This is a genomic window from Martinezella paranaensis, from assembly GCF_014200235.1.
Classification (GTDB): domain Bacteria; phylum Pseudomonadota; class Alphaproteobacteria; order Rhizobiales; family Rhizobiaceae; genus Rhizobium; species Rhizobium paranaense.
The window spans coordinates 133,905-150,118 of the sequence record NZ_JACHBI010000010.1; the positions used below are offsets into that span (position 1 = coordinate 133,905).

9 protein-coding genes are annotated in these 16,214 nt (G+C 60.1%); 3 read left to right on the forward strand and 6 right to left on the reverse strand.

The window, feature by feature from the left end; genetic code table 11:
- Positions 1-7: 7 nt before the first annotated feature.
- From GGD50_RS22710 to GGD50_RS22720, 3 genes are all read left to right on the forward strand, one after another.
- On the forward strand, positions 8-1,033 hold the full coding sequence (locus tag GGD50_RS22710; RefSeq protein ID WP_183939607.1) for a fumarylacetoacetate hydrolase family protein: 1,026 nt from the start codon (positions 8-10) through the stop codon (positions 1,031-1,033).
- A complete protein-coding gene (gene maiA / locus GGD50_RS22715) occupies positions 1,030-1,662 on the forward strand; it encodes a maleylacetoacetate isomerase (protein WP_183939610.1) in 633 nt (210 codons plus the stop codon). The genes GGD50_RS22710 and maiA overlap by 4 nt, the downstream gene beginning before the upstream one ends.
- A gap of 307 nt (positions 1,663-1,969) precedes the next feature.
- Positions 1,970-9,244, forward strand: coding sequence for a hypothetical protein (locus GGD50_RS22720; protein WP_183939612.1), 7,275 nt, complete (start codon positions 1,970-1,972; stop codon positions 9,242-9,244).
- A gap of 69 nt (positions 9,245-9,313) precedes the next feature.
- On the opposite strand, the gene GGD50_RS22725 is transcribed toward GGD50_RS22720, so the two are convergent.
- From GGD50_RS22725 to GGD50_RS22750, 6 genes are all read right to left on the reverse strand, one after another.
- Positions 9,314-10,297, reverse strand: coding sequence for a Tim44 domain-containing protein (locus tag GGD50_RS22725; RefSeq protein ID WP_183939615.1), 984 nt, complete (start codon positions 10,295-10,297; stop codon positions 9,314-9,316).
- 476 nt (positions 10,298-10,773) lie between these two features.
- A complete protein-coding gene (locus GGD50_RS22730; RefSeq protein WP_183939617.1) occupies positions 10,774-11,562 on the reverse strand; it encodes an ABC transporter ATP-binding protein in 789 nt (262 codons plus the stop codon).
- Between the two features lie 7 nt (positions 11,563-11,569).
- A complete protein-coding gene (locus GGD50_RS22735; protein ID WP_183939619.1) occupies positions 11,570-12,604 on the reverse strand; it encodes a FecCD family ABC transporter permease in 1,035 nt (344 codons plus the stop codon).
- Between the two features lie 2 nt (positions 12,605-12,606).
- Entirely contained in the window at positions 12,607-13,584 is a 978-nt protein-coding gene (locus GGD50_RS22740) for a FecCD family ABC transporter permease (RefSeq protein WP_183939621.1), read from the reverse strand.
- Positions 13,585-13,634: 50 nt separating this feature from the next.
- Positions 13,635-14,555, reverse strand: coding sequence for an ABC transporter substrate-binding protein (locus tag GGD50_RS22745; protein WP_414125012.1), 921 nt, complete (start codon positions 14,553-14,555; stop codon positions 13,635-13,637).
- 250 nt (positions 14,556-14,805) lie between these two features.
- Entirely contained in the window at positions 14,806-16,209 is a 1,404-nt protein-coding gene (locus GGD50_RS22750) for an MATE family efflux transporter (protein ID WP_183939807.1), read from the reverse strand.
- Positions 16,210-16,214 lie beyond the last annotated feature (5 nt).

Below are 16,214 nucleotides of genomic sequence, written 5' to 3' on the forward strand. Positions count from 1 at the left end.
TTGGGACATGAAGCTTGCGACACTGAAAGACTCCACAAGAGATGGCCGGCTCGTCGTCGTCTCCCGCGACCTTACCCGCTGCTCCGAGGTCGGTCACATTGCCCGCACGCTGCAGGCAGCCCTCGATGATTGGGAGCATGTGGCACCCAGGCTTGCTTTGATCGCGGAAGGTATCGAGACCGGAGCCCAGCCGACAATCCGGTTTCACGAACATGAAGCCGCCTCGCCTTTACCGCGGGCCTATCAGTGGGCCGACGGCTCGGCCTACGTCAACCATGTGGAGCTTGTGCGCAAGGCGCGCAACGCCGAGATGCCGGCCAGCTTCTGGGTCGATCCGCTGATGTATCAAGGGGGATCGGACAGTTTCCTTGGCCCCCGAGACCCGATCGTGATGGCTGACGAGGCTTATGGGATCGACATGGAAGGCGAGGTTGCCGTCATTGTCGGCGATGTTGCCATGGGTTCGACTCCGGAGGCTGCCCGCAGCGCCATCCGCCTGCTGATGCTCGTTAACGACGTATCGTTGCGCGGCCTCATCCCGGAAGAGCTGGCAAAGGGATTTGGTTTTTTCCAGTCCAAGCCGGCATCGACATTTTCTCCGGTCGCGGTGACGCCGGAGGAACTTGGAGACGCCTGGGATGGCGGCAAGGTGCATCTGCCGCTGCTCGTGACTTTGAATGGCAAGAAATTCGGCAAGGCAAATGCGGGCGTCGATATGACATTTGATTTTGGCCAACTGATCGCCCATGCCGCCAAGACCCGCAATCTCGTGGCCGGGACGATCGTCGGCTCGGGAACGGTTTCCAACAAGCTCAACGGCGGGCCGGGCAAGCCGGTTGAAAACGGCGGAGACGGTTATTCCTGCATCGCCGAGATACGGATGATCGAGACAATTGAAACCGGATCGCCGAAGACCCCCTTCATGAAGTTCGGAGACCAGGTCCGGATCGAGATGAAAGATCGGACCGGGCATTCAATCTTCGGAGCGATCGAGCAGACGGTCGAAAAATATGAAGGGTTGAAGCCGCGATGAATGAGGTCGTCCTCTACGACTACTGGAGATCATCGGCGAGCTACCGTGTCCGCATCGCGCTCAACATGCTTGAGATCGACTATAAAACCGTGTCGATCAACCTGTTGGAAGGTGAGCAGAGAAGTAGGGATTATCTGGCGCTCAACCCGCAAGGGTTTGTGCCGACGCTGGTGATCGATGGAAAGACGCTGACGCAGTCGCTCGCAATCATCGAATATCTGGCGGAGCTTCGGCCGGAGTATGGATTGCTGCCGCCGGATATTGCTTGCCGGCAACAGGTACGAGCACTTGCTTATGCGGTCGCCATGGACATCCACCCCATCTGCAACATGCATGTCGCGGCGCATGTCATAAGCATAACGGGCAAGGCTGAAGCCCGCGAAGAATGGACAAAGCACTTCATTGCGGACGGCCTCGGCAAACTGGAAGCAATGCTCTCTGAATTCAATGGAGAGTTCAGCTTTGGAGATCAGCCGACGATGGCGGATCTCTGCCTTGTTCCCCAAGTCTATAATGCCCGCCGATGGGGAGTTGATATCACCGCTTTCAAGCGCATCGTCGATATCGATGGCAATTGCGCCAAACTGCCCGCTTTTCAGGCGGCGCATCCCGATCGCGCGAAACCATAACGGCAAATCTCAATCATAACAGAGTTTGAGAAGCTGCTGCGGCCTCTTACCCGCTTCAGAGGGATCAAGTCTGGTCCGGCATTGAGGAGCGCCTCGATCTGTTTGGTTTTGCGATGGAAAATCGTCCAGAGACCATCTGATAGAGAGATCGGCGAGCGTCGGTCAACTTCAGGTTCAGGCAAGCCCCTTTTCGTACTCAGCATTTACAGGATGACGGACTCGCTTGGCCGATGCTCATTCAGAGCTTGGGCAGATGGACCGCCGTCGGTTGTTGAGACGTTGGATTTCACGTTTAGGATTTGCGGGCATGACTTCGATCAGTTCTTCCCTGAGTGTCAATCAGATCAGACTTCTGTCGACGGCAACGGTCGCGGCTTGGTCCACCGAAGATGTGGCGTCGCTTTCCACGACTCAGATCGCAGCGCTTTCTTCGGCTCAGGTCGCAGCTCTGGATACGGAAGATGTCAAAGTTCTCGACTCAGAGCAGTTGGGCGCCATTTCGCAAGGTGCCATCATCGGTCTGACGCTGGATCAGTTGAGCATTCTCGACAAGGTTGCCATCGAAAGTCTGAACTCGGGCCAGGTTTCCGCGCTCACCACGACGCAGCTTCATGCGCTGACGACAGATCAGGCGGAGGCACTGACCACGTCTCAAGTCGGCGCCCTCAAAGCGTCGCAACTCGCGGCCCTCACTGCGGATGATGTAGCGACGTTTTCGACCGAGGACATCGCGGCGATTGCCAGCAAAGCCATGTCGGGCCTGAGCACGGGGGCGATCGCGGCGCTCTCCTCCGGTCAGCTCGCTGCATTGACAACGGCCCAGGTCAACGCCCTCAAAACGACGCAACTCCAGGCCCTCGATAGCGATCAGCTCGAGTCCTTGTCGACCGATCAGATTGCTGCCTTGAATACCGGGGCAATTGCAGGCCTGACGTCCGCTCAGATCTCCGTCTTCAGCACCGATCAGGTCGAGGCTTTGACGTCGGCGCAGGTGAAGTCGCTGAGTTCTGTACAGCTCGCAGCCCTCAGTTCGGACGATATCGCGACGTTCTCGACTGCCGATATGGCGGCGATCACGAGCAAGGGCATCTTGGGCTTGAGCACGGCCATTCTGGCAGGGCTCAGCACCGGCCAGATCGCCGCTCTGGGTACCGGTGCGATCGCAAGCCTGACGACCGATCAGGTCGTGGCTTTGAGTGCCGATCAGGTCGAAGCACTGTCGTCGACGCAGGTCAAAGTATTGAGTTCCACGCAGCTCGATGTTCTTGGTACGGATGACATAGCGACATTCTCCACCGCCGATGTGGCCGCGATCACGAGTAAGGCCGTGCATGGCTTGAATGAGGATATGATCGCAGTCCTCACCACAGATCAGATCGCAGCCCTGAGCACCGCCGCGGTTGCAAGCCTGGCGACCTATCAGGTCGCGGCTTTGAGTACTGATCAGGTCGACGTCCTATCGACGGCACAGATCAAGGTGTTGAGTTCAACGCAGCTCTCGGCTCTGAGTTCGGAGGATATGGCGTCGTTCTCGACCGCCGATATCGCGGCGCTCACGAGCAAGGCCATCCCGGGCCTGGGCGTGGACATTATTGCGGCGCTCTCCACCAGCCAGGTCGCCGCACTGACGACGGCTCAGGTCGCCAGCCTCACGACGACGCAGCTCGCGGCCATGGACACGGATCAGGTTGAAACCTTGTCGTCGGCACAAGTGGCGGCGCTGACTTCGACGCAGCTTTCTGTCTTAGGCACGGAGGACATAGCGGTGTTCTCGACCGCCGACATGGCGGCGATCACCAGCAAAGCCGTGCCGGGACTGAGCACGGACATTATCGCGGCGCTCTCCTCCGATCAGATTGCCGCGTTGACGACATCCCAGATCCACGCCCTGAAAACAACGCAGCTCCAGGCCTTGGATACCGATCAGTTTGACGGCCTGACGACTGCTCAGGTTGCTGCTTTGAGCACCGGTGCGACGGCAAGCCTGACGACCGATCAGATCGCGAGCATGAGCACTGCTCAGATCGAGGCCCTGACAACGGCGCAGGTCAAAGCCCTGTCCTCGGTACAGCTTGGCGCGCTCAGCACGGATGACATAGCGACATTTTCGACCGCCGACATGGCGGCGATCACGAGTAAAGGCATCTCGGGCCTGGGTACAGCCGTCATCGGAGCCCTCACCACCCATCAGGTCGCGGCTCTGAGCACCGTCGCGATTCTGGGCCTGACGACCGATCAGGTCGCAGCTTTGAGCACCGATCAGGTCAAGGCTCTGTCCTCGGTACAAGTGAAGTCGCTGAGTTCGCTACAGCTTCAGGCTCTGGGCACGGATGACATAGCGACGTTCTCGAGCACGGACATCGCCGCGATCACGACGAAAGCCTTGCCGGGCCTGAGCACGGACGTTGTCGCAGAACTCTCTACGAAACAGATCTCCGTCTTGTCGACGCTGCAGATTGCTGCCCTCAAGACAGCGCAGCTCGCTGCCATGACCACGAGCCAGGTCGAAGCCCTGTCGTCGACACAGGTGAAGGCGCTGAGCTCGACACAACTGGCGGCCCTCAGCGCGGAGGACATAGCGACGTTCTCGACCGCTGATATCACGGCGATCGCCGGCAAAGCCGTGCCGGGTCTGAGCACGGAGATTGTTGCGGCCTTTACCACGGGTCAGATCGCCGCATTGACGACGGCCCAGGTCGCTGCCCTCACAACAGTGCAACTCCAGGCCTTGAGCACCGATCAGGTCGAAGCCCTGACGCCGACACAGGTGAAGTCGCTGAGTTCGACGCAACTTGGGGCTCTGGGCACGGATGACATCGCGACCTTCTCGACCACCGATATCGCGGCAATCACCACCAAAGCTCTGCCGGGTATGAGCGTCGACACTGTTGCTGCGCTTAGCACCGATCAGATCGCTGTGTTGACGACGCTTCAGATGGCAGTCCTCCAAACGTCGCAAGTCGCAGCCTTGAGCACGAGCCAGGTCGAAGCCCTGTCGTCGGTACAGGTGAAATCACTGACTTCGACGCAGCTTGGAGCCTTGACCGGGGAAGATATAGCAACCTTTTCCACCGCGGATATCGCAGCGATCACGAGCAAAGGCATCTCGGGTCTGAGCACGGACACCGTTGCGGCTCTTACCGCCGATCAGATCGCAGTATTGACGACCGCCCAGATTAGCGGCCTCAAAACGGTGCAACTTCAGGCCTTGGACGCCGATCAGATTGAGGCCTTGTCGACCGCCCAGATTGCTGCCTTGAGCACCAGTGCGGTTGCAAACCTGACGGCGGATCAGGTCGAGGCTTTGAGCACCGATCAGGTCCAAGCCCTGACCACGACACAGGTGCAGGCGCTGGGTTCGACGCAACTTGCTGCCCTGAGTGCGGAGGACATAGCGACCTTCTCCACCGCGGACATCGCAGTGATCACGAACAAGGCCATGCCGGGTCTGAGTGCGGATGTTGTCGCCGCTCTCACCACCACCCAGATCGCCGCGCTCAGCACCGGTGCGATTGCAAGCATGACGGACGACCAGATCGAAGCTCTGAGCACCGGTCAGGTCGAAGCACTGTCAACGGCACAGGTGAAGGCGCTGAGTTCGACGCAACTTGGGGCTCTGGGCACGGATGACATCGCGGTGTTCTCGACCGCCGATATCGCGGCGATCGCGAGCAAGGGCATGTCGGGCTTGAGCGCGGATGCTATCGCCGCTCTCACCACAGTTCAGCTCGCTTCGCTGAGCACCAGCGCGATCGCAAGCCTGACCACCGATCAGATCGATGCCTTGAGCACCGTTCAGGTCGGTCTCCTGTCCGCCACGCAGGTCAAGGCGTTGAGTGCGGCACAAGTCGCCGCCTTGGGCGACGATGTTGCAGTCTTGTCTACCGACAAAATTGCCGTGTTGAGCACGTCGGGCGTTTCGGGCCTGACTGCCGATCAGATTGCTACTCTCAGCTCCACTCAGATCGACGCCTTGACCAGTACCCAGATCGGCGCCCTCAATTCGACGCAGATCGCGGCACTGACAACGGGCGACATAGCAACGCTTTCAACGACCCAGATCGCGGCTCTGAGCACCGGCGGCGTCGCAGGACTTTCGACCAGCCAGATCGCTGCTCTCAGCACCGGCCAGATTTCGCTCTTGTCGACCAAGCAGATCGCAGCGCTGAGTTCGGCACAAGTTGCAGCCTTGAGCACAGGCGACATAGCGGCTCTTTCAACGGCGCAAATTGCCTCCCTGAGCACGGGCGGCGTTGCGGGATTGAGCTCCAAGCAGCTTGCAGTCCTCAGCACCAGCCAGGCGGAAGCCCTGACCAGCGCCCAGGTCGGCTCCCTCAGTTCATCACAGATTACCGTGCTGAGTGCGGACGAAATAGCGACCTTCTCGACCAAGGACATTGCGGCGATCAGTTCCAGTGCTATTCCAGGCTTGGCGACAGCGACGATTGCGTCCTTGACGACCGCCCAGATCGCAGCCCTGAGTACGCAAGGCATCAGCGCTCTGAGCACCACGCAGATCGCTGCCTTAAGCACGGTTCAGGTGGAGGCCTTGACGAGCACCCAGGTCGGTGCGCTGAGCTCGCGACAGATTGCCGTCCTCAGCGCCGACGACATAGCAACCTTCTCGACCAAGGACATTGCGGCGATCAGCTCGAATGCCATTGCCGGCTTGTCGACGGACACGCTCGCCTCCCTGACGACTGCCCAGGTCGCGGCGTTGAGCACGATAGACATCAATACGCTGAGCACCAAGCAGATCGCGGCGCTGAACACTGCTCAGATGGAGGCTTTGACCAGCGCGCAGATCGGCGCTCTCAGTTCCGCACAGCTTACGGTGCTGGGAGCTGACGACATCGCAACCTTCTCGACCAAGGAGATTGCCGCGATCGGTTCGGCCGCCATCCCCGGCTTGTCGACGGATGTGATCGCCGCCTTGACGACGGCTCAGATCGCGGCTCTGAGTACGCAGGGCGTCAGCGGTTTGAGCACCAAGCAGATCGCGGTGCTCAGCACCGATCAGGTGGACGCTCTGACCAATTCCCAGGTCGGCGTGCTCGGATCGAGACAGATCGCGGCCCTGAGCACGGGCGAGATCGCTTCGCTTTCGGCAAGCCAGATAGCCTCTTTGAGCACCGCGGGCATAGCGGGTCTGAGCACGGATCAGATCGCAGCGCTAAGCACCGATCAGGTCGAGGCGATGACCAGCACCCAGGTCGGCGCGCTCAGCTCGAAGCAGATTGCCGCCCTCAGCGCGGAGGATTTCGATACTTTCACTGCCGCGGAGATGGCCGCGGTCGGTTCAACTGCGGTCTCCGGCCTGTCTACGGCAACGATCGCCTCGCTGACTCCGACCCAGATCGCAGCGCTAGGCACGGCAGGCATATCGGGTCTAACCACCGATCAGATTGTCGTCCTCAGCGCGGATCAGGTGGATGCCCTGACGACCTCGCAGGTCGGTGCTCTCACGTCGAAACAGATTGCAGCCATGAGCACGGCCGACGTCGCTTCGCTTTCGGTCGAGCAGGTCGCGGCACTTGGCACGGCGGGCATCGAGGGTCTGACCACGGATCAGATCGCTGTGCTCAGCACCGATCAGGTCGAGGCAATGACCAGTACTCAGGTCGGCGCGCTCAGCTCGAAGCAGATTGCCGTCCTCGGTACGGACGATCTGGATACCTTCACGACCGCCGAGATGGCAGCCATCGGTTCGAGCGCGGTCGCCGGCCTGTCGACGGCAACGGTCGCGTCGCTGACGCCAAGCCAGGTCGCAGCCCTGGGTACGGCGGGCATAGTGGGGCTGACCACCGATCAGATCGCCGTCCTCAGCACGGATCAGGTGGATGGCCTGACGACGGCGCAGGTCCATGCTCTCTCCTCGAAACAGATCGCAGCTATGAGCACTGGCGACATCGCTTCGCTTTCGCTGGATCAGGTCGCGGCACTTGGCACGGCAGGCATTGCGGGCCTGAGCACCGCTCAGATCGCGGCGCTGAACACCTATCAGGTTGAGGCACTGAACAGCACTCAGATCGGTGCGCTCAGCTCGACGCAGATTGCCGCCCTCAGCGCAGACGATCTGGATACGTTCACCGCCGCGGAGATGGCCGCGATCGGTTCCAGCGCGGCCTCGGGCTTGTCGACGGCAACGCTTGCCTCTCTGACGCCGACCCAGATCGCAGCTTTGGGCACGGCGACCATATCGGGTCTGACCAGCGACCAGATCGCAGTCCTGAGCACAAGTCAGGTGGATGCCCTGACGACGGCCCAGGTCGGCGCTTTGACCTCGAAGCAGATTGCGGCCATGAGTACAGGCGACATTGCCTCACTTTCGACAGAGCAGATCGCGGCACTTGGCACGGCGGGCATCGCGGGCCTGACCACCGCTCAGATCGCAGCGCTCAGCACCGATCAGGTCGAGGCATTGAGCAGCGTCCAGATCAGCGCGCTTAGCTCGAAACAGATGGCTGCTCTCACGACGGACGATTTGGATACCTTCACGACCGCCGAGATAGCCGCGATCAGTTCGAGCGCGGTCTCGGGCCTGTCGACGGCAACGGTCGCCGCGCTGACGGCGAGCCAGGTCGCAGCTCTGGGTACGGCGGCCATATCGGGGCTGACCACCAACCAGATCGCTGTCCTCAGCACGGATCAGGTGGACGCTTTGACGACGGCTCAGGTTGGCGCTTTGACCTCAAAGCAGGTTGCGGCCATGACTACGGTCGATATCGCCTCGCTTTCGGATGCGCAAATAGCCGCTCTGGATCCGAAGGCTGTTGCAGGCCTCGGCAGCCTGCAGGCCGGCGCCTTGAGCATCGAGCAGGTCGAAACACTCTCGACCGCTCAGATAGCGGGATTGAGTTCGGACGGGCTTAAGGGCCTGACCACGGATATGCTGGACACCTTCTCGGCGGAAGAACTTGCCGCAATTAGCTCAGGCTCGATAAAGGGGCTGTCCACGGACTTCATCGCGACGCTCTCTGACGATGAGATCGCCGCTTTGAGCACTGGAGGCATCTCTGGATTGACGAGTGATCAGGTCAAGATTCTTAGCGAAGAGCAGATCGAAGCGCTCTCCACCAGCCAGATAGCCGCAATGAGCTCCTCTGGGCTCGCCGGGTTGACCACGGCGGATCTGGAAACCTTCTCGACCGACGAACTTGCTGCGATTAGCTCGACGGCGATCAGGGGATTGTCCACGACCGCCATCGCGTCCCTATCCTCCGGCGATATCGCGGCTTTGACGACGAGCCAGGTTGCTTCGCTGAGCTATGTTCAGGTGGCGGCAATGACTACCACGCAAATCGGAGCGCTGTCGGCATCGCAGGTCAACTCCTTCGACGTGATACAGGCCGCCGCGCTGAGCGGGGATGATCTGTCAGCGTTTTCCGACGAGCAGATCGTCTCCCTGACGACGAGCGCAGTCACGGGATTGAGCACCAGTGCGCTCGCCTCCCTGACGACCTCCCAGGCCGAAGCGTTTACTCCGGCTCAGATTGCCGCCATGACGTCGGCGCAGGTCGACGCGTTGGCGACGAGCAGCTCCGATAGCGCGGCAGACACTTTGTCTTACCTGACAGTCTGACGTGCGGCGGTGACACCGGCCGATCATCAATCGCCGGTACGATGAGACATTGAGCCTGCCGAGGCAGGCTCAAGCGTGACGGAGTTCCGTTCCCTGGATAGCCGAAAGCTTCCAGTCCGAACCGGGCTTGCGCACGAACGTCCAAATCTCGGTGGTCTCAGACGCATTGCGATCGTCGCCGTCGACAACCCGGCCCGTCGTGCGGTCGAGCAGCGCATCGACGCTCGAGTAACGCATGGCGAGAGTAGCATATTCGGCATTGGCCTCGCGCCAGGCTTCCGAGATATCGCCCTGCAGCAGACGCACATTGGTGACGCTGTTGCGCACGCCCTTGGTCGCGTTTTCTCCAAGCTCTTCGGCAAGATAGGACATCGCCTCCGGCGTGGTGAGACGGCGCAGGCTATTGTAATCCTCGGCGCCATAAGCCGACTGGACTTCGGTCAGAAGCTGTTCGAAACGATCGAGATCGGCTTGCGTGAGCCCGATTTCGTCATTGGCCTTTCTTTGCTGCGCGGGGCTTGCAGCTCCGCCGCCGATCGCCGGAATAGAGAAGGAGGAAGGCCGAGACCCGTTCATATTGTAGGACGCGTTCGATCCCAATGCGGAATAGGAGGTTTGCTGCCGATTTGCGAAAAACCGCATGGCGAAGCTGATGGCCGCAATGATCAGGCCGATCTGCAGCAGCAGGCCAAGGAAGCCAAAGCCGCCGCCGAAGCCATGTCCGAGCAGCATGCCGAGAAGACCGCCCGCAATCAATCCGCCGATCATTGACCGGCCGAAACCATTGAAGAGGCTAGGACGTGGCTGCGTATTGATCGGCGATTGCGTTTCGGTCTGCGGCCGCGGCGTCATGGTCCGCTCGATGGGAGCGGCCTGGGTCGGAGCGGTGCGCGTTATCGCCGGAGCGTCATAGGTCCGCGTTCCGCGGCTGCCAAATCCACCGAAACCGCCAGCGCGACGCGCATCGGCGTCGCCGAAGCTCGCAAGGGTGGTGGCGAGGGCGAGAGCGACGATGACTGCAAGCTGAGTGAAACGCGGAACTGCACTAAGCATTGTTTCTCCTGTCCTTAGGCAGAAAGATGATTTGCAGTTCTATATAGGAACCGTTACTTGCGATTAAAAGCTGGCGGGACGCTTCCCTTCTGGAAGGTGCAAGCCGGCGGCGCGTCGATCGTCTTGTGCCACGACCATCAGACCGTCACTTTCATGCCTCTATCAGCAGCCTTTCCAACGGGAAGAGGTGGCATGGAGCATGGAGGAGATCAGAGCCTTCTCGCGAAGGTTGCTTATCTCGGCATCCGCCAATTCTGTGCATTGAAACTCACCGGCGCCTGCCGCCAGACTAGCCGCTGAGATATTTCCGGATTCCTTTTCTGGAACGGTGCGAACACGCGGTTTACCCAAAAGCCACTGAACCAAACGCATGCGAAATAGAAGTCCAGCCAAGGAACCCTGGGAGGATGTGTTCGGATCATGATCTTCCGGATACATTTCCGAGACCACCCAAAGCCAGCGCGACTCCGCTCGTCCTAGTGATACCGATGTGCAAGCTCGACGTCGAAATGCGGAGGCGCATCGGAGGTGATCGGCACAAAACGCCCCTTCACCCGGAAGACCTTTTCGATCAGCCCCGTGTCGGCCAGTACCTTTGGGTCACCGTCAAAGACCAGATTGCCCCTATCGAGCAGTGAAATCTGGTCGCAAACGGACATTGCCTGATTGAGATCGTGGATCGCCATGATGATGGTGACACCTTTTTCCCGGCTGAGCCGATAGACGAGATCAAGGACCTCCACCTGATAGCCGATGTCGAGGAACGACGTCGGTTCGTCGAGAAGCAGGATCCGCGCTTCCTGTGCAATCGCCGCCGAGATCCAGGCCCGCTGGCGCTCGCCGCCGGACAATTCCCGAAGGCTCCTTTCGGCGAAGCTTTGAAGGCCGGTGCTTTCCAGCGCCCAGCGAATGGCGTCTTCGTCCTGAGGGCCATAGTTCCGGAACAGGCCGACATGCGCGAAGCGACCTTGCCGGACCAGTTGCGCCACGGTCATCTCATCAGGCGCAGCCGGTTGCTGCGGCAGAAATGCGAGGTGCTTGGCCAATTGTCTGCGCGACATGGATGTGATCGGCCTGCCGTCGATCTCCGTGTTTCCTCCCGCCGGATTGATCAGACCGGAAAGGGCTTGGAGGGCCGTACTCTTTCCGGAGCCGTTGGGTCCGATCAGCGCGCGGATCTCGCCTGGCCTGAAGGAGAGATCGAGGGCGTTCAGCGCTCTTCGAGCACCGTAAGCGACGGATAGACGGGAACACGACAGCAGCATGGCATCCTCACGGGGTTTTGCGCAGAAGCGCGATAAGCACGGGAACGCCGCAGATCGCCGTGACGATGCCGATCGGGATTTCGTCGGCTTGTCCGATGAGCCGACCGGCAAGATCTCCCAGGGTCACAGTCACGGCGCCGAGGGCGATCGTCAGCGGCAGGACGAGGGTGCTACGCCTGCCGGCAAGAAAGCGGGCAAGGTGAGGGACGATGAGCCCGATGAAGACGATCGGGCCGACCGTGCCAACCGCACTTGCCGCAAGCGCGCAGGATAGAAGCAGCGCAAGAGAAAATTGCCGCCGGTAGGAAAGCCCGAAGGATCGGGCCGTGGAAGCATCGAAGCGCAGGAGTTCCAGCGGCCTGCGGATCATGGGCAAGACAGCGAGACCGACAACCGTATACGGAAGGAGGAAGGCAGTATGTTCCCAACTGCGCGCGTAGAGACTGCCGGAAAGCCATTCCAGTAGCACCTCGACCCGCGCGGAGCCCCAGCCTGCGATCAATCCGATGGCGAGGGCCTGCAGCACGGCTCCCACGGCAATGCCGCAAAGCGTGATGCGAAGCGGCCCAAGGTCGAGGCGAAACGCAAGCACATAGATAATGCCGCCCGCAAGAAGACCACCCACCGTGCCGACGGCCGGCAGCCATTCCAGCGGGAGTTCGGCGACCGTCGTCGATCCGCTATAGTGAATATAGACCGTGAAGAGCAGGAAGATGGTGACTGCAAGCGTTGCCCCCTGAGAGACGCCCATAATCGATGGGTCGGCGAGGGGGTTGCGGGTAATACTTTGAAGAATAAGGCCGGCAACAGCGAGATGAATGCCAGCCAGTATTCCCGTCACGATGCGGGGCAGGCGAATATCCATGATGACCGATTGCGCCTGTTGCGAACCGTGTCCCGTGAACACAGCAATGACATCCGAGGGCGGGATATCGGCCACGCCCACAAACACCGCCAGCACGAACGAGAGGAGCGCGATGACGGCGAAGGCGAGCAAGAACCCGGTGCTGCCGGTGTTTCGGAGTGACAAGGAGGTGGCCATGGTCACGCTTCTCCCTTGAAGGAGAAGTTGCGGCTTTGGACGAGGTAGATGAACAACGGTCCTCCTATCAGCGCCGTGACGAGGCCAACCGGAAGTTCTTGGGGAGCCGCAACGCTTCGCGCAATCACGTCGGCGGCAACCACCATCAGGCCGCCGATGGCTGCGGTAAGCGCAATCGTCCATCCCTGGCTCTTTGGCCCCAAAAGCCGGGCGATATGCGGTGCTGCCAACCCGACGAACGCGACGGGACCTGCCACCGGCGTAACGCCCGCCACGGGGAGAACCGCGAGAAGAAGCAGCAATGGTTTCCAAAACGAGAGCTGCAATCCCATCCCGGCGGCGGCCTGTTCGCTAAGGGCGAGGAGACCGATCACGCGCTGGCATGCCAATGCGCCGGCGGTGCCGAGAAAAACCCATGGGGACATGTATGCGAGCTGCGTCCAGGAACGTCCCTGAAAGCCGCCGGCCAACCAGAAAAGCAATGACGGCACCTGCGGTCCGCTCAAAAGAAGGATGTAGGTCGAGACTGCGCTGAGGAACAAAGAAATGCTGACGCCGCCAAGGGCCAGATGCAAAGGACGTCCTCTGCCCCCGCGCGAGACCCAGAAGGTCAACAGCGCAGCCGCTAAACCGCCCGCCAGTCCGACCAAGGGATAATATGCGGATGAGAGCCACGGCATGAAAACGAAACAGAAAACGATTGGTGTCACCGCTCCGGATGTCACGCCGGTCAGACCCGGTCCGGCGAGCGGATTGCGGGTCAGTGTCTGCAACAGATAACCGGAGACGCCGAGACCGGCGCCTCCGATGAAAGCCGCTAGGCTGCGCGGCAGCCGCAATGTCCATACGACAATGGAATCGATCTTCCCGTCGGGTTCGAACAGAACCGTCCAAAGAGCGCGCGGCTGAAGCGGCTTTGCGCCGACCAGAAGCCCGCCGACAATCACGGTCGCGGCAACGGCCACGATCGTGATTGTCATCACCAGCGATCGAAGATCATTCCGTGGCCGCATAGCGGCCGCACTCCTCATCAATTTTGCAGCTCGGTCGGGATCAGCTTGGCCGCCTCCGCCTTGACATCGACGGCGGGGAAGGTGTCGGGGTAGAGGTAGTGCGCGGCCTCACGCAGCACCAGTTCACGGCCGATCGGACCATTGGTCTCCACCCACTCGTCGCCGACATAGTGCACGCGACCAGTCCTGACGGCTGAGAGCTGCTTCCAGATGGGATTGTTTTCATGCGGACGATCCGGGCCGCTATCATAGACGAAGATCACTTCCGGATCTTTTTCCAGCATCGTTTCGAGGCTGAGCTGTTCGCCGAACCGGCCGTCCTTTGTCATCGGGCCAACGATATTGTCGCCTCCGAGCGCTGCAACGATCGATGCTGCGGTGTTTTCGGTATGGAAGGAGAAGGGGGTATCGCCCGCCCACATGATCTGGAAACGCGGATGCGTATTCTTCGGCGCCTTCGCGGCGAAATCCTCGAGATCCTTCTTGAAAGCGGCGTTCAGTTCTTCGCCGCGCTTCGGCTGTCCGAACAGTTTCGAAAGGTCGGCGACCTCCTGATAGCTTTGGCTGAGAAGCTCCATATTGTAAGCGATATAGGGCGCGATCTTTTCGAACTGTGGGGCATTGCCGACGGTGTAGCGTTTCATGGCAATGATAACGTCGGGCCGGACTTCCGACAGCAATTCGAGATTGGGCTTCGCTCGTTGTCCGATCTGCTTCATGTCCTTCGTCAGGCCAAGAAGGAAGTCCGGTTCGCGTCCGGCCGTCATGTAAGTGGTTGCAACAGGCTTGATGCCGAGGGCAAGCGCGACATCGACCGCAAGGTAGGAAACCGAGGCTATCCGCTTCGGGTTGACCGGGGCTTCTACGGTCACGCCGCGCTCATCGACGATCGAAAGCGTCTGTTTTTCCTCGGCGAAAGCGCCTGCCGAGGTCAACATGACAATGATGCTTGCAATATTAAATACGCCCAACGCGCGCCGCCGCATGGCGATATCCTCCAGTTCAATATTTGTTACAACATAACGTTTCGTTGGCAGGCGCCTCTCCCCACCGCTTTCCTATGCAAGAAGCGGCGGGAGACGGCCTGGCCTGCAAAACTTGACTCTAGCAGTCTGCTTAGCGAGAAAATATGATGATTACAATCATCTTTTATCGCGGCATGCGGGAATATTGTTCGCGTCGGGCTTGCTAACTGGCACCTTGATATTCAGGGTTTTGCAGCGTAGCCGATGCCATTCTGAGGTCGGTTACGAAACGCCACCACAGCAAGAAGCTGGTAGCTCCGAACCCAAGGCACAGGCCGAACCAGATGCCGTAGCTGCCCCAGCCGATCCAATATCCGCAGACCGCCATGGCCGGGATGCCGATCAGCCAGTAGCCGATCAGCGTGTTTGTCAGCCCGGCCTTGGTGTTTCCAAGCCCGCGCAGCAATCCGATGCAGATATTTTGCGAACCCTTGAAGAATTGATGCGCTATGGCGAACCAGAGAAGCGTGCTCGCCGCGGCGAGCACGGCCGGATCGGCCTCGTCACCCAGGAAGGGGCGCAGCACCGCCTGCGGAAGCAAGACGTAGACAAGCCCAACAGCCGTCATGATGGAGAAGCTGATCGTGAAGGTGCGCCTCGCGATCGCACCGACTTCACTGGTTTGGCCCTTTCCGGCCGTGCGGCTCACCAATATCGAGGAGCCTTGCGACAATCCGATATTGGCCTGGTAGACGATATAGGCGAGTTGGTTGACGATATTGGAAGCAGCGAGAGCGACCGGACCGAACGTACCCATGAATACCGTCGCGATAGAGGTAATTGCCGCTTCGGAACCATAGGTCAAAGCGATCGGCGTTCCCATCCTGGCGATTTTTTTTATCGTCGCGGGCTGTGCCCGAAATCCATACAGCGCGAGGAGGGTGTTCAGCTTTTCATCCCGCTGGACTGCTCGCAAATAGACAAAAAAGGTCCATATCTGGACAAGCGTGGTTGCCAGACCGATGCCCGCCAGACCAAGCTTCGGCAAGCCAAGCCATCCGTAGATGAAAGCGGCGTCGAGCAGAGCGTTGACGGCGATCGAGATGATCGTAACCCGCAGGAGTGAGCCGGCGCGGCGCATTCCCACCGCAAACTGACGCAGGACATTGAGCCACAGCATAGGCAGCAGACCCGGTGCGAGGGTCAGCATGATCGGCTTCGCAAGCTCGACGACCGTGCTGCTCTGCCCGAGAAAGACCAGGCAATAGCTGAGAGCGACGAGGATGATGCCCGCGGCAATCGCGACGATCGTTGCCAGCAGCATGGAGGCTCGGAGGAGATCGCGAACTTCGTCCTGCGTGGTGGCGTCGATGGATGAGGTTCCGGTTCTCTTTTCCCCTTGTCCAACCGAAGTGGCAATCATGTTGCCAACGCCCGTCACCATGCCGACGCACATCGTGCGCAGTTGATTGTAGAGCAGGATCGCGAGGCCGCCCGCAGCAACGGCCTGAACGCTGATGAAGCCCATCATCAGCAGGTCGGTGCTGGTAAGAGCGACCTGGGCGAACTGGATGCCGGCGATGGGGGCGGCGAGCGTGATGATTTCCCGATAGTTCCGAAATTGCATTGTAG